Source organism: Paenalcaligenes sp. Me52 (assembly GCF_050487965.1).
In the GTDB taxonomy this organism is placed as follows: Bacteria; Pseudomonadota; Gammaproteobacteria; order Burkholderiales; family Burkholderiaceae_B; genus Paenalcaligenes.
In genome coordinates this window covers 371,141-394,735 of record NZ_JBKQFO010000003.1, presented here as the reverse complement: position 1 = coordinate 394,735, position 23,595 = coordinate 371,141, and the positions used below count along the sequence as shown (strand labels likewise).

Below are 23,595 nucleotides of genomic sequence, written 5' to 3'. Positions count from 1 at the left end.
GGTCATTTATTTGGCCTCCGCAGCGCTGCTTGGCAGCATAGGGAAACCAAGGCGTTCACGTGAATCATAGTAGGCTTGTGCCACACCGCGAGACAGGTTGCGGATACGGCCAATGTAAGCAGCACGCTCGGTCACACTGATGGCGCCACGGGCATCCAGCAAGTTAAAGGTGTGTGCAGCTTTCAGCGTTTGTTCGTAAGCAGGTAAGGCCAGATCAATTTCGATCAGGCGTTTGGCTTCACTTTCGTAATCTTGGAAGTGTTGGAACAAAATCGCCGCATTAGAGTGCTCGAAGTTGTAAGTGGACTGCTCTACCTCGTTTTGATGGTAGATGTCGCGGTAGTACACCGTGCGGCCATGCGCATCACGAGTCCACACCAAGTCGTACACACTTTCCACGCCTTGGATATACATCGCCAGACGTTCTAGACCATAGGTGATCTCGCCGGTAGCGGGCACACAGTCCAAGCCGCCTACTTGTTGGAAATAGGTGAATTGGGTGACTTCCATACCGTTTAGCCATACTTCCCAGCCCAAGCCCCATGCACCTAACGTTGGGTTTTCCCAGTCGTCTTCCACAAAGCGGATGTCGTGCTGTTTAGGATCGATACCTAAGGCTTTCAACGAACCTATGTACAGATCCACAATATTTTCTGGCGCAGGTTTCAGTACTACTTGGTATTGGTAGTAGTGTTGCAGCCTATTGGGGTTCTCGCCGTAACGACCATCGCCGGGGCGGCGTGAAGGCTGCACGTACGCAGCGCTCCATGGCTCTGGGCCAATAGCACGTAAGAAGGTTGCTGTATGGGAAGTGCCGGCGCCGACCTCAAGGTCAATGGGTTGTAGCAAAGCGCAGCCTTGTTTATCCCAATACTGTTGAAGCGTAAGGATCAGTTGCTGGAAAGTAAGCATAGGGTATAGAGACTATGGTTCGATGTACTGCCAAAATTCTTCCATTTTAGCTGGTTTTGAGCGCTGACGGGGCAGAGACTGTGTTTGTTCTACGCGAGATGAGGCAGGACAAGTACAATAACCGGATAAGACGTTTTGGCTTTTATTTGAACAGAAGACAAGCATATGACCACGATTATCAAAGAACAGGACTTAATACAGTCCATTGCTGATGCCGTACAGTTCATCAGCTACTACCACCCCGCCGATTACATTCAGCACTTGGCTCGCGCATACGAACGTGAAGAAAGCCCTGCCGCCAAAGATGCCATCGCTCAAATTTTGACCAACTCACGCATGTGTGCAGAAGGTCATCGCCCCATCTGTCAGGACACCGGTATTGTGAACGTGTTCCTGAAAGTGGGTATGGATGTGCGTTTTGACATCAAAGGCAGCTTGCAAGAAGCCTGTGATGAAGGTGTGCGTCAAGGTTACTTGAACCCAGATAATCGTCTGCGTGCATCGGTACTGTCCGATCCGTTGTTTGCTCGTAAAAACACCCGCGACAATACGCCCTGTATTGTCTCTGTAGAGCTGGTGCCTGGCTCTACAGTGGATGTACAAGTGGCAGCCAAAGGTGGTGGTTCCGAGAACAAAACTAAATTTGCCATGTTGAACCCTAGCGAATCCTTAGTGGATTGGGTGTTGCGCATGGTGCCAGAAATGGGCGCAGGTTGGTGTCCTCCTGGTATGTTGGGGATTGGGGTTGGCGGTACGGCTGAAAAAGCCATGCTGATGGCTAAGCAGTCCCTGATGGAAGACATTGATATGTACGAGCTGCTGCAGCGCGGTCCACAAAATAAGTTGGAAGAGCTGCGTATTGAGCTGTACGAAAAAGTGAATGCCTTGGGTATTGGTGCGCAAGGCTTGGGTGGCTTGACTACCGTGTTGGACGTGAAGATCAACACCTACCCAACACACGCGGCCTCTAAACCTGTGGCCATGATTCCTAACTGTGCAGCCACACGTCACGCACACTTTGTGCTGGATGGCTCTGGCCCAGCACACTTGCAAGCTCCTTCACTAGACTTGTGGCCAGACGTGCATTGGGCGCCTGACTACAACAAGTCTAAGCAAGTGAACCTGGATACGCTGACTAAAGAAGAAGTCGCTAGCTGGAAACCGGGTGAAACGTTGCTGCTGTCCGGCAAAATGTTGACGGGTCGTGATGCGGCTCATAAACGTATCCAAGATATGTTGGCCAAAGGCGAGAAATTGCCCGTGGATTTCACGAATCGCGTGATTTACTACGTTGGTCCTGTGGACCCAGTACGTGACGAAGCCGTTGGCCCAGCAGGCCCAACCACAGCGACTCGTATGGATAGCTTCACTGACATGATGTTGGAGCAAACCGGTTTGCTGTCCATGATTGGTAAAGCAGAACGTGGCCCAGTGGCGATTGAAGCGATCCGCAAACACGGTTCAGCTTACTTGATGGCTGTAGGTGGCGCAGCGTACTTGGTGTCCAAAGCTATTCGTGAAGCACGCGTAGTGGGCTTTGAAGACCTAGGCATGGAAGCCATTTACGAGTTTGAAGTCAAAGATATGCCAGTGACTGTGGCGGTGGATTCCGAAGGTACATCGGTACACAAAACAGGTCCAGCAGTATGGCGCAAACGTATCGCAGAAATCCCCGTGGTTCCTGTGTAAGTATGTGCAGTTGCTATTAAGGGCGAATGTGGAAACACATCGTCCTTATGAAAACACCCTATGCGTAATGCTGGGGTGTTTTTTTATGTGTGGTTCACATGTGTGAAAGGGGGTAACAGCCTAGCCTGCTTACTGATGACTGTCTGCCGTAGCCTGAGTCCGCTTAAGAAAGGGTGGTAAGCCTAGCACTGTCCAATACAGTCGTGGGGACGGAGAGGAAACTGTTTTGATTTGGTGTCTCAAATCACAAAAAGCTTTCCTGCAGTTCCCACAGCGCGTGCGATGAATACCGTCTCTCAATTTGATCAACGAACTCATCCTCAAACAACAAAGCCCCAGCAACACACCAGGGCTTCGTTAGCAGTCTAAGACTAGCAAAAGGGAACAGCGCAGACGTATGAATCAATCGTCGTCTGCGTCATCAAACCCCATATCTAAGGCTTCAACCCCTTGATCCGCCACACTAGGCAGCAAGTCCTGTACTGTGCCTTGAGCCAGCTTCAGCGTAGGAGCCAAATCAGCCAAGGGGTACAGCACAAACGCACGCTGGTGCATTCTAGGATGTGGCAAAGTGAGCTCAGGGGAGTCCATTTGAGTATCACCAAACACCAATAAGTCCAGATCTAGCGTGCGTGGGCCATTGTGTTCAGTGCGTACACGACCATGCTTTTTTTCCAAAGCTTGCAATGCATGCAACAGCTCTAACGGGCTAAGCGTAGTGTGCAGACTGACTACCGCATTAATGAAGTCAGGGCCTGATGCTTCAAATGGCTTGGTGCTATAAAAACCCGAGCTTTCCAAGTTAGAGCAGCCAGGCAACTCGCGCAGCTCATCAATCACATCCAGCAGCATGCCAATGGGGTCGCCCAAATTGGCACCCAATGCAATGTAGGCAAGTGTTTTACTCATTTGATGTGGTGTCCTGCGAGGCGGTGTTCTTTGGACGTCTACGTGGTGCGCGACGGCGACGGGTGCTAGTACTGGTGCTGCGTGGTGCAGTAGGGCGGGCCTCTATCATAGCGGCGCGCGTTTCTGTATTTTGGCTATCAGCTAAATCCATCCACCACTGAGCCATGATGCTATCTACTTCTTTGGCTTCGGCACGCAACTGCAAGAAATCAACCGCAGCACGGAAGCGAGGCAGTTCTATCATGCGCCAGATGGCACGGTTATTGACCCGCTCAAAACGTGGCTGCATAAACCAGATTTCGCGAATGTCGCCTTGATAACGACGCTGAATAGGCAGTACGCGACTTTGTTCTTCGATCACGATATCGCTGGCTTCAGATAATGCCTGCATCGGTGGCGAGCCTGCTTTGATGCGTTTTTCACATTGCTCTTGCACAGCTTTCCACAACAAGGCAGCGAACACAAAGCTAGGACTGGTGTTACGGCCGCTACGTACACGACTATCGGTGCGTGCCAGCGCAATTTCCAAGAACAAGCGTTGCTCAGGCTCTGCTAAGCTGTGCTCTAAAAACGGCAACAGGTACGGTACTAATGCTTCTTGCTGCAACTGCTCTAAGCATCGCAGGGCATGGCCGCATTCCAGTAGCTTCAGCATTTCATCAAACAGTCTGGACTCAGGCACATTTGTGATGAGTGATGCCAGTTTTTGAATGGGTTGATGTGTTTGTGGCTCGATACTGGCGTTTAACTTGGCAGCAAAGCGCAATGCGCGCAGCATGCGCACAGGGTCTTCACGATAACGAGTTTCGGGGTCACCAATCATGCGCACTACACGGTTTTTCAGATCTTCTACACCGTTGTGGTAGTCAATCACTTCTTCCGTGATGGGGTCGTAGTACAGCGCATTTAAGGTGAAGTCACGGCGGTTTACATCATCCAGCAGTTCGCCGTACTCGTTATCACGCAGAATGCGGCCATGAGCGTCTGTTTGTTGCTTTTGGGTGTCTCCTGCCCTGAAGGTAGAGGTCTCGATGATTTCTCTACCAAAGACCACGTGCACCAGCTTAAAGCGTTTGCCAATGATACGAGCGCGCCTAAATAGCGGGCGTATTTGCTCTGGCGTGGCATTGGTGGCCACGTCAAAGTCTTTGGGCTCCAAGCCAGCGATCAGGTCGCGCACAGCGCCGCCTACTACATAGGCTTCGTAGCCATGTTGTTGCAGCACTTCGCATACTTTGAAAGCATGGCGAGACACGAGGTCAGGATCAATCCCGTGCTGGGATTGACCCAACCGTTTAGGGCCTTTAGCTGGTGCGGCGAAAAGTCGCGCGACGAAAGTTTTTATTGTTCGTTTCAGCATGTGAGTTGATTAGGATTTTTCATCCATTAACTGTGCGAACAGGTCTAGCACGGCCCAATTGCGCTCGTGAGCTATACGACGCAGGCCTTCGCCAGGGTTGGTAGCCACAGGATCCGAGACCAGTTCCATCAAAGGTAGGTCATTGCTGGAGTCGCTGTAGAACCAGATACGGTCGAAGTTGTTGCGTTGTAAACCTAGTTCGTGCAGCCACTGGTCTACACGGGTAATTTTGCCTTCTCTAAAGCTAGGCACGCCGGTTAGTTTACCAGTGTAAATACCATCACGTTCTTCGGCTAATGTGGCAATCAGGTGCTCAACACCTAAGGCTTTAGCGATGGGGGTAGTGACGAATTCGTTAGTCGCTGTGACGATGGCGCACAAGTGGCCTTGTTGTTGGTGGTAACGCAACAAGTCTAAGGCAGCAGGTGTGATGGAAGGCAGAATCACTTCCTCCATGAACTCGGCTTGCCATGTCAGCAGCTCTTGACGTGGTGTGTTGCTTAACAGCCCTAGCATGAACTCGGCGGACTCTTCTGCCGTCAGGTTGCCTTGGTTGTAGCGGTCCATCAGTTCTTCGTTTTGGCGTCTGGCGACTTCTGGATCACCGGCACGACCCGTGCGTGCCAAAAATTCGGCCCATTGATAGTCACTGTCCAAAGGGAGCAGAGTGTGGTCCAGATCAAAAAGTGCCAGATTGGTTGGGGTATTCATAGCTACTCAACAGAAAGAAGGCCTTCGGCCAGTAAATCTCGGAGCAACGGCAGGGTAATGTGCCGTTTGCGCGTTAGGGAATAACGGTCCAGAGCATCAATCAGGTTGATGAGCTGGCCCATGTCGCGTTCATAGTGGGTTAATACCCAATGCATGACCTCTGGGGTCAGGTGCAAACTTTTTTCTAATGCACGGGTGCGCAGCGCTTCTTCGCGTTCCGCATCCGATAAGTGTTGTAATCGGAATACCAAATCCCAGCCTAGCCTTGTGCGTAAGTCTTCACGTACTTTGGTGGCTAGTGGTGCAAACTCACCAGAAACAAGGATAATAAAGGCTTGGCTGGATGCTGCGCACTCGCGCCAGCGATTGTACAGAGCAAATATTGCAGCTTGTCCTGCCGCGCTGAATTGTTCGATATTGTCAATAGCGACCAGTGGTTGGGTGAAGGATTCAGCCGAGATTAGCTTCTTTAGCTGCGCAATAGAGTCAGAAGCACTAAAATAGACTCCGTGATGACGCGCAGCCATGGCTTGCAGCAAATGCGTACGACCAACCCCAGGCGCGCCATATAGATAAATGGCGCGACCAGACTGACACTGCATCAGGGCGTTTAACACTTCCTGATTGGAACCGATAACAAAGTTATCCAGTGTTGGTGTAGGGGTTGGAGAAATATCCAGAATCAGTTGTTGGTTCATGTGTCGTACAATCTCATCCAACCTGTAATTCTTACATATCCCACGGCTTTTCTCATGACAAACAATCAATCCGTATCATTAACCTACCGCGATGCTGGGGTAGACATTGACGCAGGGGATGCCCTTGTTGATCGCATCAAACCTTTAGCTGCTAGAACCATGCGCCCTGGCGTCATGGCAGGTATTGGCGGCTTTGGTGCCCTGTTCGAGGTACCTAAACATCTCAAAGAGCCCGTATTGGTCTCTGGCACTGACGGTGTCGGTACCAAATTACGCTTGGCTTTTGACTGGCAACGCCACGATACCGTTGGTATTGACCTGGTTGCCATGAGTGTTAATGATATTCTGGTTCAGGGTGCTGAGCCATTGTACTTTCTGGATTACTTTGCGTGTGGAACTTTGTCAGTGGATACTGCTGCACAAGTTGTCGCAGGTATTGCCAAAGGCTGTGAGCTGTCCGGTTGTGCATTGATTGGTGGTGAAACTGCAGAAATGCCTGGTATGTACCCAGAAGGCGAGTACGACTTGGCAGGTTTTGCAGTGGGTGCTGTGGAAAAGTCACACATCATTTCTGGTCAAAACATTGAAGCTGGTGATGTGGTGTTGGGTTTGGCATCTAGCGGTGCACACTCCAACGGTTTCTCGTTGATCCGTAAGATCATCAGCCACGCTAATGCGAAGCCTACAGACCTGCTAGATGGCCGCTCATTGTCTGACGTGGTAATGGAACCTACACGCTTGTACGTGAAATCCATGCTGTCCGCGTTGGCCACACACCGTGAAGCCATCAAAGGTATGGCACACATCACAGGTGGTGGTTTGTTGGAAAACATTCCTCGTGTTCTGCCTAAAAACACCGCCGCACGTATTCAGCGCGATGCGTGGGAAATGCCTGCACTGTTCAAATGGTTGCAAGAGAACGGTGGCGTAGCCGACGAAGAAATGTGGCGCGTTTTCAACTGCGGTATTGGTATGGTTGTTGTTGTGCCTGCTGCTCAAGCTGACGTAGTTGCAGCACACTTGAGCGAACAAGGTGAAACGGTTTACCGTTTGGGCGAGATCGTAGAAAGGGTTGCAGATCAGCCACAAGTGCTGATGGTCTAACACCTTAGGCGGTGGGCCAGACCTTAGCGGCAGCGTCCACCACCAATTCCGCCTTGTGCGGATTTAAGCAGTCCATACTAAGCCGTTGCGGATCACTACGCAGCCAAGTCAACTGACGTTTGGCTAGCTGTCTGGTGGCGGCAATGGCTTTTTCTATGGCGTCGTCTTGCGAGCATTCGCCATCCAAATGTGACCACAACTGCCTGTAACCCACGCAGCGAATAGACGGCAGTGTAGGGTTTAGGTCTGACCGCGCATACAGAGCCTGTACTTCGGCAAGTAGCCCCGCATCAATCATTTGTCTATAGCGCAATGCAATCTGCGCATGCAGCCATGCACGATCAGAGGGCTCTAGACTGAGCGTGTGAAAGGGAATACTGGGTTTTTGCCGCTCTTGTTCTTGCAGCCACGCACTCATAGGTTTACCACTGATCTCGTAGATTTCCATGGCTCGTTGTATGCGTTGGCTATCGTTAGGCGCCAAGCGTGCAGCGGTGGTGGGGTCGTACTCTGCAAGCAGTTGGTGCATTGCTGGCCAACCTAATTGTGCCGCTTTCTCGTCCAAACGTGTACGCACTTCAGGGTTGGAAGATGGCAGGTTGTTCAGCCCTTCGCGCAGCGCTTTGTAATACAGCATGGTGCCACCACAAAGCAGTGGGTAGCGTCCACGTTGCCAAATTTCATGTATGAGTTGTGTAGCATCCGTTGCAAAATCAGCGGCGGAGTAGCTTTGTGCTGGATCACGAATATCCAGTAAGTGGTGCGGAACTAGCGCTTGTTCCTCGGGGCTAGGTTTGGCCGTGCCTATATCCATACCTTGGTAAATAGTGGCCGAATCCATCACAATGATTTCTATGGGCCATCGTTTGGCCAAGGCCAAGGTAGAGGCGCTTTTGCCCGCAGCGGTAGGGCCGGTCAGACAAATGACCGGCAGGTGTGAGGTATCTGTACTCATGTTCTATTGTCCACGCAGGAAAAGTTTGTCCAAATCAGCGATGGACCAGTAAAACCAAGTTGGGCGGCCGTGGTTGCACAGATCGGCTCTGTCGGTGTGTTCCATGCGGCGCAGTAAAGCGTTCATTTCGTCCAGTGTTAGGCGGCGGTTTGCGCGTATAGCACCGTGGCATGCCATTGTTGCGAGCAGCTCATTGCGTTGTTGGGTCAACTGGGCTGAGCTGCCAATGTTGTTAAGGTCTTGCAGGACGTGACGAGCCAAGGCTTCGATATCACCTCGGGCCAGCAAGGCAGGTACTGCGCGCACGGCTAAGGCGGTAGGGCCTGCAGGGCTGATTTTTAGACCTAGCTCTTGCAAGGCTTCTTGATGGTTTTCTACCAAGGCCATATCGGTTTCAGAGGCTTGAAATACAATGGGCACCAGTAATTCTTGGCAGGGTAGATCACGTGCATCCATCGCTTGTTTAAGCTGTTCGTACACCACGCGCTCATGGGCGGCGTGCATATCCACCAGAATCATGCCGTGTTGCGTTTGCGACAAAATATAAATGCCGTGCAGTTGGGCGATTGCTATACCCAGCGGCAGTTCTTCCGCCGCAGAGCCAGGCTCAGAAGCAGGTAAGGCAGCCCCAACACTGGGTATGGGTTCAGACAATGGGGCAGGGGGCGTGTGCTCCGGTAATGGAGCATAAAGCTTTTGCCACTGTTCGCCTTGCTGGGAGTTCTGTTGCAGATCAAAGCGGCCTTGATGTCTATAACTAGGTTGTAAGGGTGCGCTAGGAGTAGAGCTGGCTGATGGGCTACCCGCTAAAGAGGTAGGTGACGTGGCGGCAGGGAATGACATGACTGATGCTGCAGAATCATCTGTAGCATGTGTTTGCTGTTCAGCTTGGCTTTGTGCCAGGGCAGCGCCCAAGGTTTGCACAATAAACTTATACACAGCCCCTGACTCGCGGAAACGTACTTCATGTTTGGCGGGGTGTACGTTCACATCCACGGTGTTGGGGTCTACATTCAAATACAACGCGTACGAAGGCTGTCTATCGCCGTGCAGTACGTCGGAATAGGCTTGTCGTATCGCGCTGCTGACTAATCTGTCGCGTATAAAGCGACCATTCACGTATAGAAACTGCTGATCGGTTCGGCTACGTGCATGTGCAGGGCGAATGATTAAACCGTGCAGCGAGATCAAACCTTGAGTTTGACCAATGTTGATGCTTTGGCTGACGAACTCTTCGCCTAAAACATCCAGAATGCGTTGTTCTATAGAGCCGCTGCGCCAGTGACGTGTGGCTTTGTCGTTATGAAACAGTCTAAAGCTGATGTCAGGTCGTGCCAGAGCAATACGCTCTAAGGCGGTGACGCAGTGGCCGTATTCGGTGTTTTCAGTGCGTAAGAATTTGCGGCGGGCAGGGATGTGGTCAAACAATTGACGTACATCTACCGTGGTACCCAAATTACCGCTGGCAGCTTCGGGGTGTTGCTGGTTTTGCCCTTCTAATTCCCATGCATGGGCAGCGTCTGCCGTACGTGAACGCAGTGCCGTGCGCGCTACTGAAGCGATAGAGGCCAGAGCTTCACCCCTGAAGCCCATAGAGGCTACAGCCTCCAACTCGGATAGGCTACGGATTTTGCTGGTGGCATGGCGTGTGAATGCCAAGGCTAGTTCTTCGGGGGGAATGCCATGCCCATCGTCGGTAACTGCTATGCGGCGTATGCCGCCTCCTTCTAAACGTACTTCGATGTTGCTGGAGCCTGCATCTAAGGCATTTTCCAGCAACTCTTTGAGTACGGATGCAGGGCGCTCAATAACTTCACCTGCGGCAATCTGACTTACCAAGAGATCAGGCAGGGCGGCGATAGAGTGACGAACGGGCATATTCTGTAATTTGTAGTGTGAGGGGGCGTATTTTGGCGTTAACGTGTTGTATAGTCTGGTTTTCCCCAAATATAGTACGACGTTGGATAACAATGCCTGAAATACTGACGATGATTTTGCAGATAGATCAAACGCTAGGGCTCTGGGTAGAGCAATATGGTGCGTGGATTTATCTAATCCTGTTCCTTATTATATTTGCTGAAACTGGTTTGGTGGTTTTCCCTTTCCTTCCTGGCGATTCGCTGCTATTTATTGCCGGTGCATTTGGTGCTTCAGGCATGTTGGACCCGGTCATGTTGGGTGGTTTGCTGGTAGTGGCAGCATGGTTGGGGAATACCGTGAATTTCTACATAGGGCGCTATATAGGGCCTAAGGTCTTCACGACGGAGTCCCGTTTTTTAGACCGTAAGGCCTTGGTGAAAACACAAGCCTTCTATGCAAAACACGGTGGCAAAACCCTGGTGTTGTCTAGGTTCTTGCCGGTGTTCCGTACCTTTGCCCCGTTCGTGGCGGGTGTGGGTAGCATGAACCAAGCACTGTTCCAGTTGTATAACAGTTTGGGGGCTTTCTTGTGGATTGTGGGCTTGATCACGGCGGGTTATTTCTTCGGTAACGTACCCTTCATTAAAGATCATTTAAATACCATTGTGCTGATTGGTATTAGTGCGGCAGCGGTACCCGTAGCAGGTGGCTTAATTTGGAAGCTGGTACGACGTGGTGCAGAGAAGCAGCAGAAATAAAACAGGCTATTAGCCTCAAGTCTAGCTAGAGCTGAAAAGATTTTGCCCCCATTTCTTGCCGTGTTGCGGTACAGAAATGGGGGCAAATTGTATGAGGCTAGGTGCTTATTGGCGTTTTAGTGCCATACCCAACAGCAGCATGCTCCAGCCTTGGAACAGTAAGTCTACGGATAGAATTAAACCCAGTACCCACAAGCTGTTAGTAGGCCAACCAGCAGCAATAATCAGACCTACAACCAAGGTTAGTAAGCCTGACCATGCAATCCAGCCGCCGCCAGCTTGTGTGCGGTTTTGCAGCCACACCCACAAGCGGAAGAAACCAGAAGCGATTAGTGAGGCACCAAAAACCAGAGTCAGAACTTCTGCGCCTACCAAGGGGTTCAGGATCGCAATCACACCGGCTACCAAATACAGTAAGCCGCTTAAAGACCAAAACAAGAAAGAGCGCCAGTTTTTGCAGCTCCATGCGTGCACGATTTGTAATGCACCGCCAATGGCCATTAGCACGCCAATAAACAGCACGCTAGCCAAGGTGGCGCCTACTACATAGATAAACGCAATCAGACCCAACACCACGAATGCGGCACCCAAACCCATTAACCAACCGGGGCGCAACTGTGACTTCCACGCATTGATCAAGTCATTAGGGTTAGGAGGTGTGTGCTGCGGCTGAACAGGTTCAGTGCTCATGTAAATCTCCGATGGTATGCAAAGAGGTTAGCCGTGGTTTGCCAGGGCTACGCCAGATGAAAAATAGTCGTTGATGCCAGACAGCATCGCTTGAGCTAATTTGTCTTGGTGACCAGCACTGCGCAGCAGACGTTCTTCGTTAGGATTACTAATGAAGGCGGTTTCAATCAGAATAGATGGAATATCCGGTGCTTTTAGCACGGCGAAACCAGCGCGCTCTACCTGACGTTTGTGCAGTTGGTTGATTTTGCCAATCTCGGAGAGAATGCCAGAACCCACACGTACGGAGTCGTTAATCTGTGCGGAGGTGGACAAATCAAGCAGCACCTCAGCCACCTGACGGCTTTGGCCACCGATGTTTACCCCACCCACTAAGTCGGCTTGGTTTTCTTTATCGGCCAGCCAACGGGCGGCAGTACTGGTTGCCCCGTTTTGGGACAAGGCATAGATGGACGAACCCCGTGCAGAGGGCTTGATCCATGCATCAGCATGAATAGAGATAAAGAGGTCTGCCTTTACACGGCGAGCTTTTTGTACACGCACACCTAGCGGTACGAAAAAATCCCTGTCGCGAGTGAGGTAAGCACGCATATTGGGCTGCGCATCAATCAAGCGCTTCAAACGCTGCGCAATTTGCAGTACTACGTCTTTTTCGCGTGTGCCGCCAGGACCAATCGCACCTGGATCTTCGCCGCCATGACCTGGGTCTAGGGCAATCAGCACAGGGCGGTTGCGGCCAGGAACCTGATTGACACGAGGGACCGCTGTAGTAGGGGGGGGCGTAGTGGGTTGAGCAATACGAGGTACCTCTTGGCCTTGCACGGACGGTGGCGGAACCACAGGCTGATTTTGTGCCAAACTTTCTAGCACACCGGCCAATGGGTCGTTATCGTCAAACTGTTGCAATGCCAACAGAGGATCGGCAGCTACGCGTGGGTACAGGTCTACCACTAACCGGTATTTGTACTCACCTACCGGTTTAAGCGTAAACAGCTGTGGGGCAATGGGTTGTTTAAGATCCATCACTAAACGCACCACGTTATCGCGGTTTTGGGCGATACGGATGGTAGAGATATAAGGATCATTAGGGCGAACTTTGGACACCAGTTCTTGCAGCGTGCTATTCATGGTGAGACCTTCAATGTCTATCACCATACGATGCGGGTTTTCTAGTGTGAAGTGTTCAGCCTTTAATTCGGTATCCATTTCCAGCGTGACGCGCGTGTAGTCGTCAGCAGGCCAAGTACGCACCGCAACAATGGCACTGGCGTGAGCTACGCGTGGAATGATGGGTAAAAGAATTAATGAGGACGCGGACGCCAGCAAGCGTCGGCGGTTTATGCTCTGGGTGGTAAATTCTGAATTTTTGTTTTGATCAGTTCTAGCCATGATTGCCCCTTCTTGCTGTAGGCCGAGAGATTGATCTGCCTGCCCGGTTCGCAATAGTCAAACGTGATCGTTAGGTCGGGAGTGGGTAACAACGCACCTGCTTGATCAGGCCATTCAATGAGCACAACAGCATTTTCTTCAAGCATATCACGAAAACCCGCATCTAACCATTCTCGGCTATCGCTAAAACGATAAAAATCAAGATGATACGCCTTTAAGCTAGAAAGATTATAGCTTTCCACTAGACCATAACTTGGGCTTTTGATACGCCCGGTTACACCTTCGTGTCGCAAAAACGCACGCGTGAAACTGGTTTTTCCTGCACCTAAGTCACCAATAAGGTGAATGTGGCCACCATTATCGTTAGCGGAGCACACCAACGGCGACAGCCATTCGGCCACTTGCTGGGTGACGGATTCGTCAGCCGCATAGAGACTAAGACTAAGCAAAGGAGCTGGTTTAGTGGTCATGACAGTAAAGAAAGAGAGAACTGTATTCAGGGTAGTAACTGAGGGAGCAGCAAGGAGTGTACCTAATGACGGGGTGCTGTCACCAGTTTCCCCTTGCTGTCGTTACTGTGCTTTACGCTACGTATAGGGATAGCGTAAAGCATAGTGGATGACTTACTTCTTATCGTTTAGCTTTGCGTAGAAGTTTGCCAAAATCGCACCACTGATGTTGTGCCAAACGCTAAATAGTGCGCTTGGAACCGCAACAATAGGATCAAAGTGTTTACTTGCCAAGGCAGCACCTAAACCACTGTTTTGCATGCCAACCTCAATAGAGATGGCTTTACGTTGTGCCAAGCCTAGTCCCATGATGCGGGCAATGATGTAGCCAAACAGATAACCAAACGTATTGTGTAGGATCACAATACCAATGATGATTAGGCCAGTTTCTTGCAAACGAGCTTGATTGAGGGCCACGACAATTGCCACGATCATCACAATGCCTGCAACCGAAACAATAGGTAGCACGGGGGTAATCGTAGCAACACGAGCACCCAACAGCAGACGCACAACCAAACCTAGTGCAATAGGCACAATCACAAAGTTGATGATGGACATCATCATGGCGTAGAACGACACGTCGATGCTTTCAGCGGCTAACAACTTCAGCAAAAGAGGTGTCATGAACGGGGCTAGCAATGTCGTAATGCTGGTAATGGTCACGCTTAATGCCACATCACCACGAGATAGGTAGGTGATTACGTTGCTAGAAGTACCGCCAGGGCAAGAGCCTACTAGCACCACACCCAGTGCTAACAACGGGTCAATGTTGAATAGTTTGACCAGTGCCAGAGCCAGCAATGGCATGATAATAAATTGCGCACATACACCCAGCAGAACTTGCAGAGGCTTTTTTACTACCTCCGAAAAGTCTTTCACTGTCAGTGTCAGGCCCATGCCGAACATGATGATCCCTAGAAAATAGACGATTAAGTCTTTCAAAGGGACGAAGAGTTGGGGGGAGAAAAATCCCAACAGGGCAAATAATAAGGTCCAGATGGCAAAGGTTTTGCCAATGAACTCTGAAAATAGATTGAGAAAACGCATGGGGATCGTAAACAGTTAAGTAAGCAGAAGAGTGCTTTTAAAAAGTCACATGATGATTGCTATAAAAACAGCTTTTGACTGTGGGTGACGACTGGCGCATCAGTGTCAAAGGTGGAAACAGTCGTTGCCAGCGTCACGGAGTAGCAGATTCCATGTGATGATGAATCTGTATGGGAGCAACCATCATGATAAAGAAAATTGAATCCAAAGAGGAAGTGTTAGTGCTGCTAACAGCGTGCCTAATGACATGGTGGTGGCAACTAAGTCACCTTTACCGCCCATGCGAGCAGCCAGAACGTGAGCAGATGATGCAGTAGGCAAGGCGGCAAACAGAATCAGCATTTGTGTTTCTAGAGGAGATAGCGCCAACAACTTGCTGATGAATACCGCAGAGATAGGCACGATTAGCAGTTTGACGGCAATAATCCAGCCCACCAGCCGTTGTGCACCGTGCAGCGCCTTAATAGAAATCGTCGCCCCCACACACAACAAGCCAATTGCTAATGCACATGCGCCTAAACGGCTTAACGCTGTGTTAATGGGTTTAGGCATGGAAATATCCAGCAAGCTACATGCCAAGCCCAAAACGGTCGCAATAATGAGAGGGTTCGCTAGAATTTCTTTGTATGGGTTGCGATTGCTATTGCGGGCCAGTGCATGTACGGCCAAGACATTCACTATAGGTACGGACAAACCCACAAACACGGCCATAATTGCGACCCCATTGGGGCCAGCCAAAGCAGAGGCTAAAGACAAGGCTAAATAGGTATTAAAGCGGAAGGCACACTGTTGTAGCGAGGCATGTTGTAAGCCATCGCATTTCAAAATGGGTTTTGCTAACCAAGCGGCTCCAGCCCCTACAGCGGTTAAACACAGCACGGCTGCTAACAGCAAGAGGGTTTCATCACCTTGCAGTGAGGTTTGGCTAATAGAGTAGAACAGCAGCGCGGGGAACAGCACGTAGTACACCAGTTTTTCAGCGTAACTGAAAAACTCACCCTGAAAGCCTAGGCGGTGCCGCAATAGGGCGCCAAGTGCGATCAATAGAAAGTCGGGCAGTATCAGTAGAAACGTATCGAACATGGTGGAAAGTCTAGGCTGGCTGTGCAATCTGCTAGATTACGCTATTTTCATTTGCCCGTACCAGCCTATTGTCTTTATAATTTTGGGCTGTGGCTCCATAGTTAAATGGATATAACTTTCCCCTCCTAAACAAAATTGGGCACGCATAGGTGAAAGCCTTGCAGTGAATGCGCTTAAATTCGGTGAACCCCCTGTGTAAACGCGGCAATACCGAGCGAAGCCTCGTAAGAGGAACGTGTAGAGACTCGACAGGCGCAGCCTACGGCAATTTGCTATGGCTAAGATAGAGTCCAGACTACAAACCTGTGCAATGCAGGGCAGTGAAAACTGTAGTGGTACGAAGGGAAGATTACAGGTTCGATTCCTGTTGGGGCCGCCATTGTTATCACATACCTTCGATAGCAACGCGCTATCAAAGTGCAGAGCATAAAGTTTGCTCCCTACCATCTAAATTCTGTCATGTTGGCCTTTTATGATGCAGTAACGGCATCAGAGTAGCGTGCGCTGCGCTGAGCTTTGTGTTCCTGTTTTGTAGTGCCAACGATGATTTCCCTGCCATTCCAAGCTTTTTTGCTGGTCGCCCAGCATGGCAGCATTACCTATGCTGCCCAACGGCTAGCGCTTAGCCAGCCCACCATCACTAACTATATACGGCAGATAGAACAACGCTACGGTATAGAGCTGTTTTATAGGCAGGGCAAAGGACTGACTATCAGCAAGGAAGGGCAACAGATACTGCCGCATTTGCTCTTATTACAGCAGCAAGCCACGCAAGTAGAGTTTATGCTGCGTGACTATAAAAAAATGCAGGGTGGCTGTTTGCGAGTGGGGGCGACTGGGCCGTACTACATCATGGATAAAGTGCATGCGTTTCAAGCGCGCTATCCAGCAGTGGAGGTCTGTTATCTGCAAAAAAACTCAGCAGATATCTTAAGTGCTATACGAAATTACGAGCTGGAAATTGGTACGTCATCGCTATTGATACAGGATGACGCTATGAGCTGCAAAGTGCTAGCAGAGGACCGGCTGTTTTTTGTATGTCACGCACGCCACCCATTATCTAAAAAACCTGCCGTTACGTTAAGCGAGATTGCTAGGCATGACTTTCTCGTGCGTGAGCATGGTTCGATGACGCGCAGCATCGTATTGGAAAGCTTGCAGCAGCACGATGTGCAATTGGTCTCCCCCATTGAAGTGGGTAGTCGTGAAGCTATTCATTGGGCATTGAGGCACAACATGGGCTGCAGTGTATTACCTCAACGAGAGATACCTCCCTCACCAGAGGTGAGAGTTATTCCTTTGCTTGATGTGTCGCTGTCTATGCACGAGTACGTGTATTTCTTGAAAGAACGCCAAGAGACGGCAGTGATACAGGCTTTCGTCGACACCTTGGAATTGACCGCACCTTAAATTTTGTAATGCATGCATCAAGAAAAACAGGGTTGCTGTCATTCACCTATCACTTCGCCTCGCGATACTGGCACATGTTCCTGGTTGTACGTGTGTGCAACGTATCACTTGCTATAGACATGACAAAAGAGAGAGGTGGGCTTTGTTGTGTTGTGTGGCGATTTTAAAGAAGCTCTATCATGAAATTGGTTCCTCTTCGTAAGAAAAAAAGCTGGCGCGCAGGAACAGTCACCGTAACGGTGCTGTTGACAGCGTTACTAAGTGCGTGTGGTGGCAGTAGCGATGATGACGATTCATCGGTCAAACCGCCTGAGAAAAATTTTGGGGCGCTAGGTGGGAAGAAAACGCTAGTCGTTCACGTGGATGGCTTGGTGATGGAGCCGCTTAAGGCTGCGTTATCCGCACATCCTAAATTGCAGGAACTGGGTGAGGTGTTGCCGTTGCGCAGCGGTGGCTATGCAGGCACTTCATCAGAACAACAAACCAAAGCATTGCCAAGCTGGGCATCTTTAGTCACTGGCACATGGTCGGTAGAGCATGGTTTAAGCACGACGTTGCCCAGTTCTGGCTCAGCATTGAAAACACCTACAGTCTTTGACTGGGTGAAACAAGCTAACCCTGAAACTAAAACTACTTTGGTGGTGAGCACGGCTGATTACTTCACCGCTTTAAGGGCGAACGCAGAGGATGGTGATATTAATGCTGTGCCTCAGTGTGACAACGACGATAAGTGCGTGACCTCGCACAGCCGTGAGGCAGTGGTAGAAGGTACTGATTTTATTTTGGCTCAGTACTCTGGTTTGTTGACGCAGTCAGGCAAGTACGGCTTGGGCTCTGAGCAGTACAAGAAACAACTACAAACAGTGCTGAACGATATTGACGGTTTGTTGACGTTGATCGCTGAGCGTGAGGCCTTGGCGTCGGACGAGTCGTGGCAAATCGTGCTGGTAAACAGCTACGGTATGGATGAGTTCGGTACTGTGTCGGGCGCACAGTTCGAGCGTAATAAAACGGGTTGGATGTTGAGCAATATTCCTGTGAGTGACACGGTTATTGCTGCCGGCGATGAGTCTCGTGGCGTGTTGGATCATGCCGCTATCGTGGATGTTTTGCCCACCTTGTTAGCGGGCATGGATGTGACCCAGCCTGTGGGTACCTATGCCTTTAACGGTAACGATCTGCGTAACCCAGTGCAGTTATCTAAGCTGGTATACGACTACAACCTCAGCACGTACAACTTAGTGCTGGAGTGGATGCTATACAGCGATGATCAGTTTGCTGCACCGGTGGAAATTTATCGTGAAGGTCAGTTGTTAGCGAGCGTTGATGCTACGACTCGTCGTTACGTGGATTACATGATCCCTAGTGGCACAGAGGGCGAGCTGTTGCCATTGCGTTATGAAATTCGCACACAAGGTGGTACAGCAGCAGTGCAAACCGTGGTGTTGCCTCCTCCTATGCTAAATCCTAGCGTACTGAACGGCATGGTGATGTATTACCCATTCCTGAATGGCAAAGCGGATGACGTTAAACAGGTTTCTACCTTCACACCATGGAACACAACCAATCCGGGTAGCACATGGGGGACCAGTGCTAGTGACCTACCGTACAAGTCATCCACTACCCCTAGCGCCAATAGCGCATTGACGATGGATTTGGGTGTGTTCAAACAAGGCGGTTTTGCGGGTTACAAGCTGAACATGGCGAATGCTGATGTGACGATGGATCCTTCCGTGGACGCTTTCACGATAGGGTTCTGGTTCAAAACTAACGGCGTATGTATTGGCGGCGGTTCTTCTGTTCTGGCGAACAAAGACTATGACAGCGGTAATAACCCAGGTTTGGCAATTGGTATGTTTGGTAACTGCGAACTGCGCTTCAATACAGGTGGCGGCGGCGGTAGGGATGAGCTGCAAGGCTTTAGCTTAACGCCTAATGAGTGGGCATACGTGGCTGTAGCTGTAGATAAGAAAAACAAGCAACTTTACGCCTATTTGATGGACCCTAGCGCTGGTCAGCAAAACAGCCAAAAAGCCATGGCAGATGCACGGGTAAAAGCCATTGGTGGCACCGGTGTTGGACTCATGGGTTTTGGTGACGACGTGACCGGCAAGTACTCCAGTAACTACAACTTTACCGGCATAAAGAGCTACACCGACTTGGCCGTGTGGAACCGTCTATTAACGCTGGATGAGGTGAAAAACATTTACGCCTCTCGTTACCCCATTTCTTCCTTGCTTCCTTAAGGATCAGTTATGCACACCTCAACTCATTTCTTGCGTTCCGCTACATGGGGACGTTATTTAGGTCGCCTATTTTGTGTGGTGGCACTCAGCATAGGATTGGCCGCTTGCGGTGGCAGCGATGACGATGACTCATCGACTACCACGCCTGAAAAACCTGAACCACCCGCCGCAGTAATGCACTGTGCTCCTTAATTGCAGGACAAGATAAACGTCATGAGTGTATCCAGAAGAAATTTTATTCGTGGTATGGCTGGTAGCAGTGTTGCTGCGAGTGTGTTGGCAACCTTCCCGCCTAGCATTAAACGTGCATTGGCCATTCCTGCTAACTCTCGTACCGGTACGATTAACGATGTAGAGCACATTGTGGTGCTGATGCAGGAAAACCGATCTTTTGATCATTACTTTGGCACGATGAAAGGCGTGCGCGGTTTTGGCGATAGATTTACCATTCCAGCGCCTAATGGTCGTTCCGTTTGGGAGCAGCATGACAGTGCCGGTAAAGAAATTACGCCTTACCACTTAGATAGCAGCAAAGGTAATGCACAGCGCGTCAATGGCACACCGCATAGCTGGGTAGATGGTCAGCTAGCATGGGATCATGGCCGTATGACCGAGTGGGCTAAGCACAAACAAGCGCACTCTATGGGGTTCTACCGTGAAACCGAAGTACCTTTCCAGTTTGCGATGGCTAATGCGTTCACCTTGTGTGATGCCTATCATTGCTCTATGCACACTGGCACAAACTCCAACCGTTTGTTCATGTGGACGGGGACCAATGGGCCTACTGCTTCTAACGAAGCTGTAGTGAACAATACGCTGGATGGCATTGGTCCATCCACTGATGGTTTTGAATGGAAAACCTACCCAGAACGCTTAGAAGAAGCAGGTATTAGTTGGAAGGTATACCAGAACATGCCTGATAACTTTACCGATAACCCATTGGCTGGGTTTAGACAGTACCGTAAAGCGAATGAGGATTCAGGTAAGCCAGTGGGCGGTGGCTCTTTCCCAGCATATCATCCCGATGATGATGCTAAAGCGCCGTTGTATAAGGGCATAGCAAACACCATGCCTGATGGCGGTATGTTGCAGCAGTTGCGTGACGATGTGCTGAACAATGAGCTGCCACAGATTTCGTGGATTGTAGCGCCAGCTACGTATTCCGAGCACCCAGGGCCATCTAGTCCGGTACAGGGGGGCTGGTACACCCAAGAAGTGTTGGATGCACTGACTGCGAATCCAGAGGTATGGAGCAAAACAGTATTGCTGGTGAACTTTGACGAAAACGATGGTTACTTTGACCACGTACCGTCACCGTCTGCTCCGTCTTACAACCCTGATGGTACGTTTGCGGGTAAAACCACATTGCCAGAGCAGGATGTGAGCTACGAATACTACACGCACAAAAAACCAGTGAGTGCTGGCAGCCAGCCTACACCTGATAAAAAAGTGTATGGCCCAGGTATTCGTGTGCCCATGTATGTGATCTCTCCATGGAGTCGTGGCGGTTGGGTGAACTCTGAGGTGTTTGACCACACCTCGGTGATCAAGTTTATGGAAGCACGTTTTGGTGTTATGGAGCCTAATATCAGTCCCTACCGTCGTGCGGTATGTGGTGATTTGACCTCTGCCTTTAACTTCAAAACACCTAACGATGAGCCGTTGCCATTCTTGAAAGGCCGTTACACCAAAGGTGAGGCGGACTCTATTCGTGCTGCTCAACAGGCATTGGCACAGGTGCCACGTCCATCTGTTACTAAGCTGCCCGCCCAAGAAGTGGGTGTGCGTCCATCGCGTGCACTGGACTACCACTTGCACGTGAGCGCACGTTGCGATGCGAGCTCTGGTGTGATGCTGATGTTTAGCAATACTGGTAAGCGTGCGGCGGTATTCCATGTGTACGACAAACTGAATCTGGATCGTTTGCCACGTCGCTACATGGTAGAACCAGGTAAAACGTTGGAAGATACATGGGATGTAGTAAAAGACAACGTGGGCCGATATGACTTGTGGGTGTTGGGCCCTAACGGCTTCCACCGTCATTTCAAAGGTAATACCAGCAACCTGACCTTCAATCCAGCCATCCCAGAAATTCGTGTGTGTTACGACGTCACAAATGGCGATGCGTATGTGGAACTGATGAACGGTGGTAAAGAAGCATGTACCTTTACTGTGCAAGCTAATTTCTATCGTGAAGATGGTCCATGGGCGGTAAAAGTAGGCCCCGGCGAGAAACAAAAGTTGGCATGGGAACTCAAACAGAGTGGTCATTGGTACGACTTCTCTGTTAGTACGGATACCGACCCAAGTTATGTACGTCGCTTTGCCGGTCGTGTAGAAACTGGTAAGCACGGTGTGAGTGATCCAGCATTGGCTTTGCAGGATTTCTAAGTTAACGCGGTACTAAGCAGGTAAACGCCCATGAGAATCTCATGGGCGTTTTTTATTGGCGGTAGCGTGTGGCTAAAGGATAATAGGTCAGGACATCAGCGATTGTGCAAAGGAGTCAAATAGTGGCCGTTAACCTTGCCGCCGAGTTAGTGCGTATTAGCGAACTTGATGAGATAGAACGCGCGCACGCTTATGAAGACCTTATGTATGATGCGTCCAGTTTGGTTGAGCAGGGCCAGATTGAGGCGGCGTTACCTATACTCGAGGTACTGGCAGAGCTGGATCCCTACGATGATTTACTACAGGCCGTTGTGGAACCTGCTATCACGTATTTAGAGGCATTAGGGCGTCGAAGCCCCATACCTCTCTCAGACATCGAGCATGATTTGTTGCAGCGATTTCATACGTTGGCGGACGATAAAAAATATGTAGCCGTGGCAACGAGTTTGTTTAGAAGCTATGAGCACAAAAGACGCGATGCGCTGATGTTGGCGTTGGTCTATGTGGATAAGTTGCCAGAAGCAGCGAGCAATCCCAAGGTTGGGGCATTAGCGGCACAAATTCATAAGGCCCTAGCGCAACCTATAGGCATAGAAAGTGTGCGTATAGGCGGCAGGTGCTGATGCGGTGTTGTCTGAGATACGACGTGTATGTGGAGTCAACGCGCGTTTATTGAATCAGCTGGTTCAATTCGATAATAGGCAGCATCACAGCCAACACAATCAGCATCACAAAACCACCCATAAATAGAATCATCAAGGGCTCTAGGATGGCTGTGCTGGTAGTAGCACGTTGTTCTAGCTCGGTAGAAAGGGTGTTGGAAGCACGTTCTAGCATAAGGGCTAGTTGCCCTGTGCGTTCACCGCTTTGCACTAGGTGTATTAATAATGGTGGAAAGCCTTGGTGTTGGCGTAAAGCTGCGGCAAGGCTAGAGCCTTCTTGTACAGCGAGCGTGCTTTGGGCAATGGCCTGTTGTAAGTGGGAATTACGTATGGTGCGCTGTGCGGCCTGTAAGGCTGCTAACAACGGAACGCCGCTGCTATTTAAAATCGCTAAGGTAGATGCAAAGCGGGCAATATCTACGCCTTGTAAATACTTCCCTAGTAAGGGGGCTTTAAGCAGTTTGGCATCCCAGGCTAAGCGTAGTGCTGGCGCGCGTAAGGCAAGGCGCCAACCCACAATGACTATGCTCAGGATAATCAGACACACCACACCCCATTCGCGGGTGAAGTCACTTAACCAAATCATGGCGACGGTTAAGGGCGGCAAGCTATTTTGGGTTTGCACAAAGGCGTTTACTACCTGTGGCACGACATAGCTCAGCATAAAAATCACAATCAATACCGACACAATACTGACGATCACTGGGTAGATCAGTGCATTGGTGAGCTTGTTGCGCAGTTGATGACGTTTTTCTATGTAGTCCGCCAGTTTGGTCAGCACGGTATCTAACTGTCCAGAGTGTTCGCCAGCATCCACCAAAGCGCGATAAATGTCGGGGAAGATGTGCGGAAATTGTCCTAAGGCTTGGCCTAGACGTTGCCCCGATCGTATTTCTTGGCGTATGTGGCGCAGTACTTGTTGAGTAGCTGCACTGTCGCTTTGTTCTATCACAGCGGTTAAGGCTGCTTCTAGGGGCAGTTGCGCATCCAGCAAACTAGCCAGTTGGCGGGTCATCCAACTTAACTCTCGGTCGCCTAGTTTTAAGGAGCGCTTAGAGTGGCCGCCTGTGCGTGATTTGGCACGCAGTTTTAGCACTAACAAGCCTTGTTGTGCCAATAAAGACTGCGCCTGTTCGGACGAGTCGGCCTCAATGAAGTCCTGTATGGTTTTACCGGCAGCGTCAATGGCGTGGTAGTGAAAGTACGTCATGG

At 50.3% G+C, this 23,595-nt stretch carries 21 protein-coding genes; 8 read left to right on the top strand and 13 right to left on the bottom strand.

Annotation, left to right across the window (positions count from 1 at the left end; all coding sequences use genetic code 11):
* Nucleotides 1-6: 6 nt before the first annotated feature.
* Nucleotides 7-912 (bottom strand): glycine--tRNA ligase subunit alpha, encoded by a 906-nt coding sequence (gene glyQ / locus ACLO87_RS16100; protein WP_135861650.1) that lies wholly within the window; start codon nt 910-912, stop codon nt 7-9.
* 165 nt (nt 913-1,077) lie between these two features.
* Here glyQ and ACLO87_RS16095 point away from each other — a divergent pair, with 165 nt between their 5' ends.
* A complete protein-coding gene (locus tag ACLO87_RS16095) occupies nt 1,078-2,601 on the top strand; it encodes a fumarate hydratase (RefSeq protein ID WP_135861649.1) in 1,524 nt (507 codons plus the stop codon).
* 402 nt (nt 2,602-3,003) lie between these two features.
* Here the strand turns inward: ACLO87_RS16095 and folK are convergent, their stop codons facing one another.
* From folK to hda, 4 genes are read right to left on the bottom strand one after another with little or no spacing between them, the layout of a single operon-like run.
* Entirely contained in the window at nt 3,004-3,510 is a 507-nt protein-coding gene (gene folK, locus ACLO87_RS16090) for a 2-amino-4-hydroxy-6-hydroxymethyldihydropteridine diphosphokinase (RefSeq protein ID WP_430224255.1), read from the bottom strand.
* On the bottom strand, nt 3,503-4,870 hold the full coding sequence (gene pcnB, locus ACLO87_RS16085) for a polynucleotide adenylyltransferase PcnB (RefSeq protein ID WP_135861647.1): 1,368 nt from the start codon (nt 4,868-4,870) through the stop codon (nt 3,503-3,505). The genes folK and pcnB overlap by 8 nt, the downstream gene beginning before the upstream one ends.
* Nucleotides 4,871-4,879: 9 nt before the next feature.
* Nucleotides 4,880-5,581: an HAD family hydrolase gene (locus ACLO87_RS16080; protein WP_135861646.1), complete on the bottom strand. Its 702-nt coding sequence runs from the start codon at nt 5,579-5,581 to the stop codon at nt 4,880-4,882.
* Between the two features lie 2 nt (nt 5,582-5,583).
* Nucleotides 5,584-6,279, bottom strand: a complete 696-nt coding sequence (hda, locus tag ACLO87_RS16075; protein WP_135861645.1) for a DnaA regulatory inactivator Hda — start codon at nt 6,277-6,279, stop codon at nt 5,584-5,586.
* A 54-nt stretch (nt 6,280-6,333) separates the two neighbouring features.
* Between hda and purM the strand changes: the two genes are divergently transcribed.
* Entirely contained in the window at nt 6,334-7,383 is a 1,050-nt protein-coding gene (gene purM / locus ACLO87_RS16070) for a phosphoribosylformylglycinamidine cyclo-ligase (RefSeq protein ID WP_430224254.1), read from the top strand.
* Between the two features lie 4 nt (nt 7,384-7,387).
* Here purM and miaA read toward each other — a convergent pair whose 3' ends face one another.
* Nucleotides 7,388-8,338, bottom strand: a complete 951-nt coding sequence (miaA, locus tag ACLO87_RS16065) for a tRNA (adenosine(37)-N6)-dimethylallyltransferase MiaA (protein ID WP_135861643.1) — start codon at nt 8,336-8,338, stop codon at nt 7,388-7,390.
* Between the two features lie 3 nt (nt 8,339-8,341).
* Nucleotides 8,342-10,216 carry a DNA mismatch repair endonuclease MutL gene (mutL, locus tag ACLO87_RS16060; protein WP_430224253.1) on the bottom strand — a complete coding sequence of 625 codons (1,875 nt, stop codon included), beginning with the start codon at nt 10,214-10,216 and terminating at the stop codon, nt 8,342-8,344.
* A 92-nt stretch (nt 10,217-10,308) separates the two neighbouring features.
* On the opposite strand from mutL, the gene ACLO87_RS16055 reads away from it, so the two are divergent.
* Nucleotides 10,309-10,956, top strand: a complete 648-nt coding sequence (locus ACLO87_RS16055) for a VTT domain-containing protein (protein ID WP_135861641.1) — start codon at nt 10,309-10,311, stop codon at nt 10,954-10,956.
* Between the two features lie 105 nt (nt 10,957-11,061).
* Here the strand turns inward: ACLO87_RS16055 and ACLO87_RS16050 are convergent, their stop codons facing one another.
* The 5 genes from ACLO87_RS16050 to ACLO87_RS16030 form a co-directional block, all read right to left on the bottom strand.
* On the bottom strand, nt 11,062-11,646 hold the full coding sequence (locus tag ACLO87_RS16050; RefSeq protein WP_135861640.1) for an HdeD family acid-resistance protein: 585 nt from the start codon (nt 11,644-11,646) through the stop codon (nt 11,062-11,064).
* 27 nt (nt 11,647-11,673) lie between these two features.
* Nucleotides 11,674-13,035: an N-acetylmuramoyl-L-alanine amidase gene (locus ACLO87_RS16045; protein WP_135861639.1), complete on the bottom strand. Its 1,362-nt coding sequence runs from the start codon at nt 13,033-13,035 to the stop codon at nt 11,674-11,676.
* Nucleotides 12,984-13,505, bottom strand: a complete 522-nt coding sequence (tsaE, locus tag ACLO87_RS16040) for a tRNA (adenosine(37)-N6)-threonylcarbamoyltransferase complex ATPase subunit type 1 TsaE (RefSeq protein WP_135861638.1) — start codon at nt 13,503-13,505, stop codon at nt 12,984-12,986. The genes ACLO87_RS16045 and tsaE overlap by 52 nt, the downstream gene beginning before the upstream one ends.
* 153 nt (nt 13,506-13,658) lie before the next feature.
* The gene (locus tag ACLO87_RS16035; RefSeq protein ID WP_135861637.1) at nt 13,659-14,591 is read right to left on the bottom strand and encodes a bile acid:sodium symporter family protein; all 933 of its coding nucleotides are present in this window, start codon (nt 14,589-14,591) and stop codon (nt 13,659-13,661) included.
* Nucleotides 14,592-14,774: 183 nt separating this feature from the next.
* Nucleotides 14,775-15,674 (bottom strand): AEC family transporter, encoded by a 900-nt coding sequence (locus ACLO87_RS16030; RefSeq protein WP_135861636.1) that lies wholly within the window; start codon nt 15,672-15,674, stop codon nt 14,775-14,777.
* 543 nt (nt 15,675-16,217) lie between these two features.
* Here ACLO87_RS16030 and ACLO87_RS16025 point away from each other — a divergent pair.
* From ACLO87_RS16025 to ACLO87_RS16005, 5 genes are all read left to right on the top strand, one after another.
* Nucleotides 16,218-17,084 (top strand): LysR substrate-binding domain-containing protein, encoded by an 867-nt coding sequence (locus ACLO87_RS16025; RefSeq protein ID WP_135861635.1) that lies wholly within the window; start codon nt 16,218-16,220, stop codon nt 17,082-17,084.
* Nucleotides 17,085-17,263: 179 nt separating this feature from the next.
* Nucleotides 17,264-19,330 carry a LamG-like jellyroll fold domain-containing protein gene (locus tag ACLO87_RS16020; RefSeq protein WP_430224252.1) on the top strand — a complete coding sequence of 689 codons (2,067 nt, stop codon included), beginning with the start codon at nt 17,264-17,266 and terminating at the stop codon, nt 19,328-19,330.
* 9 nt (nt 19,331-19,339) lie between these two features.
* Complete coding sequence (locus ACLO87_RS16015; protein ID WP_135861633.1) at nt 19,340-19,522, top strand: hypothetical protein; 183 nt, start codon at nt 19,340-19,342, stop codon at nt 19,520-19,522.
* Nucleotides 19,523-19,543: 21 nt separating this feature from the next.
* Complete coding sequence (locus tag ACLO87_RS16010) at nt 19,544-21,721, top strand: phosphocholine-specific phospholipase C (RefSeq protein WP_135861632.1); 2,178 nt, start codon at nt 19,544-19,546, stop codon at nt 21,719-21,721.
* 122 nt (nt 21,722-21,843) lie between these two features.
* On the top strand, nt 21,844-22,344 hold the full coding sequence (locus tag ACLO87_RS16005) for a hypothetical protein (protein WP_430224251.1): 501 nt from the start codon (nt 21,844-21,846) through the stop codon (nt 22,342-22,344).
* Between the two features lie 46 nt (nt 22,345-22,390).
* Here ACLO87_RS16005 and gspF read toward each other — a convergent pair whose 3' ends face one another.
* The gene (gene gspF / locus ACLO87_RS16000) at nt 22,391-23,593 is read right to left on the bottom strand and encodes a type II secretion system inner membrane protein GspF (RefSeq protein WP_430224250.1); all 1,203 of its coding nucleotides are present in this window, start codon (nt 23,591-23,593) and stop codon (nt 22,391-22,393) included.
* Nucleotides 23,594-23,595 lie beyond the last annotated feature (2 nt).

Coding starts and splice junctions, on each gene's coding strand:
- glyQ (WP_135861650.1), bottom strand. CDS start 912: ATGCTTACTTTCCAGCAACTGATCCTTACGCTTCAACAGTATTGGGAT.
- ACLO87_RS16095 (WP_135861649.1), top strand. CDS start 1,078: ATGACCACGATTATCAAAGAACAGGACTTAATACAGTCCATTGCTGAT.
- folK (WP_430224255.1), bottom strand. CDS start 3,510: ATGAGTAAAACACTTGCCTACATTGCATTGGGTGCCAATTTGGGCGAC.
- pcnB (WP_135861647.1), bottom strand. CDS start 4,870: ATGCTGAAACGAACAATAAAAACTTTCGTCGCGCGACTTTTCGCCGCA.
- ACLO87_RS16080 (WP_135861646.1), bottom strand. CDS start 5,581: ATGAATACCCCAACCAATCTGGCACTTTTTGATCTGGACCACACTCTG.
- hda (WP_135861645.1), bottom strand. CDS start 6,279: ATGAACCAACAACTGATTCTGGATATTTCTCCAACCCCTACACCAACA.
- purM (WP_430224254.1), top strand. CDS start 6,334: ATGACAAACAATCAATCCGTATCATTAACCTACCGCGATGCTGGGGTA.
- miaA (WP_135861643.1), bottom strand. CDS start 8,338: ATGAGTACAGATACCTCACACCTGCCGGTCATTTGTCTGACCGGCCCT.
- mutL (WP_430224253.1), bottom strand. CDS start 10,216: ATGCCCGTTCGTCACTCTATCGCCGCCCTGCCTGATCTCTTGGTAAGT.
- ACLO87_RS16055 (WP_135861641.1), top strand. CDS start 10,309: ATGCCTGAAATACTGACGATGATTTTGCAGATAGATCAAACGCTAGGG.
- ACLO87_RS16050 (WP_135861640.1), bottom strand. CDS start 11,646: ATGAGCACTGAACCTGTTCAGCCGCAGCACACACCTCCTAACCCTAAT.
- ACLO87_RS16045 (WP_135861639.1), bottom strand. CDS start 13,035: ATGGCTAGAACTGATCAAAACAAAAATTCAGAATTTACCACCCAGAGC.
- tsaE (WP_135861638.1), bottom strand. CDS start 13,505: ATGACCACTAAACCAGCTCCTTTGCTTAGTCTTAGTCTCTATGCGGCT.
- ACLO87_RS16035 (WP_135861637.1), bottom strand. CDS start 14,591: ATGCGTTTTCTCAATCTATTTTCAGAGTTCATTGGCAAAACCTTTGCC.
- ACLO87_RS16030 (WP_135861636.1), bottom strand. CDS start 15,674: ATGTTCGATACGTTTCTACTGATACTGCCCGACTTTCTATTGATCGCA.
- ACLO87_RS16025 (WP_135861635.1), top strand. CDS start 16,218: ATGATTTCCCTGCCATTCCAAGCTTTTTTGCTGGTCGCCCAGCATGGC.
- ACLO87_RS16020 (WP_430224252.1), top strand. CDS start 17,264: ATGAAATTGGTTCCTCTTCGTAAGAAAAAAAGCTGGCGCGCAGGAACA.
- ACLO87_RS16015 (WP_135861633.1), top strand. CDS start 19,340: ATGCACACCTCAACTCATTTCTTGCGTTCCGCTACATGGGGACGTTAT.
- ACLO87_RS16010 (WP_135861632.1), top strand. CDS start 19,544: ATGAGTGTATCCAGAAGAAATTTTATTCGTGGTATGGCTGGTAGCAGT.
- gspF (WP_430224250.1), bottom strand. CDS start 23,593: ATGACGTACTTTCACTACCACGCCATTGACGCTGCCGGTAAAACCATA.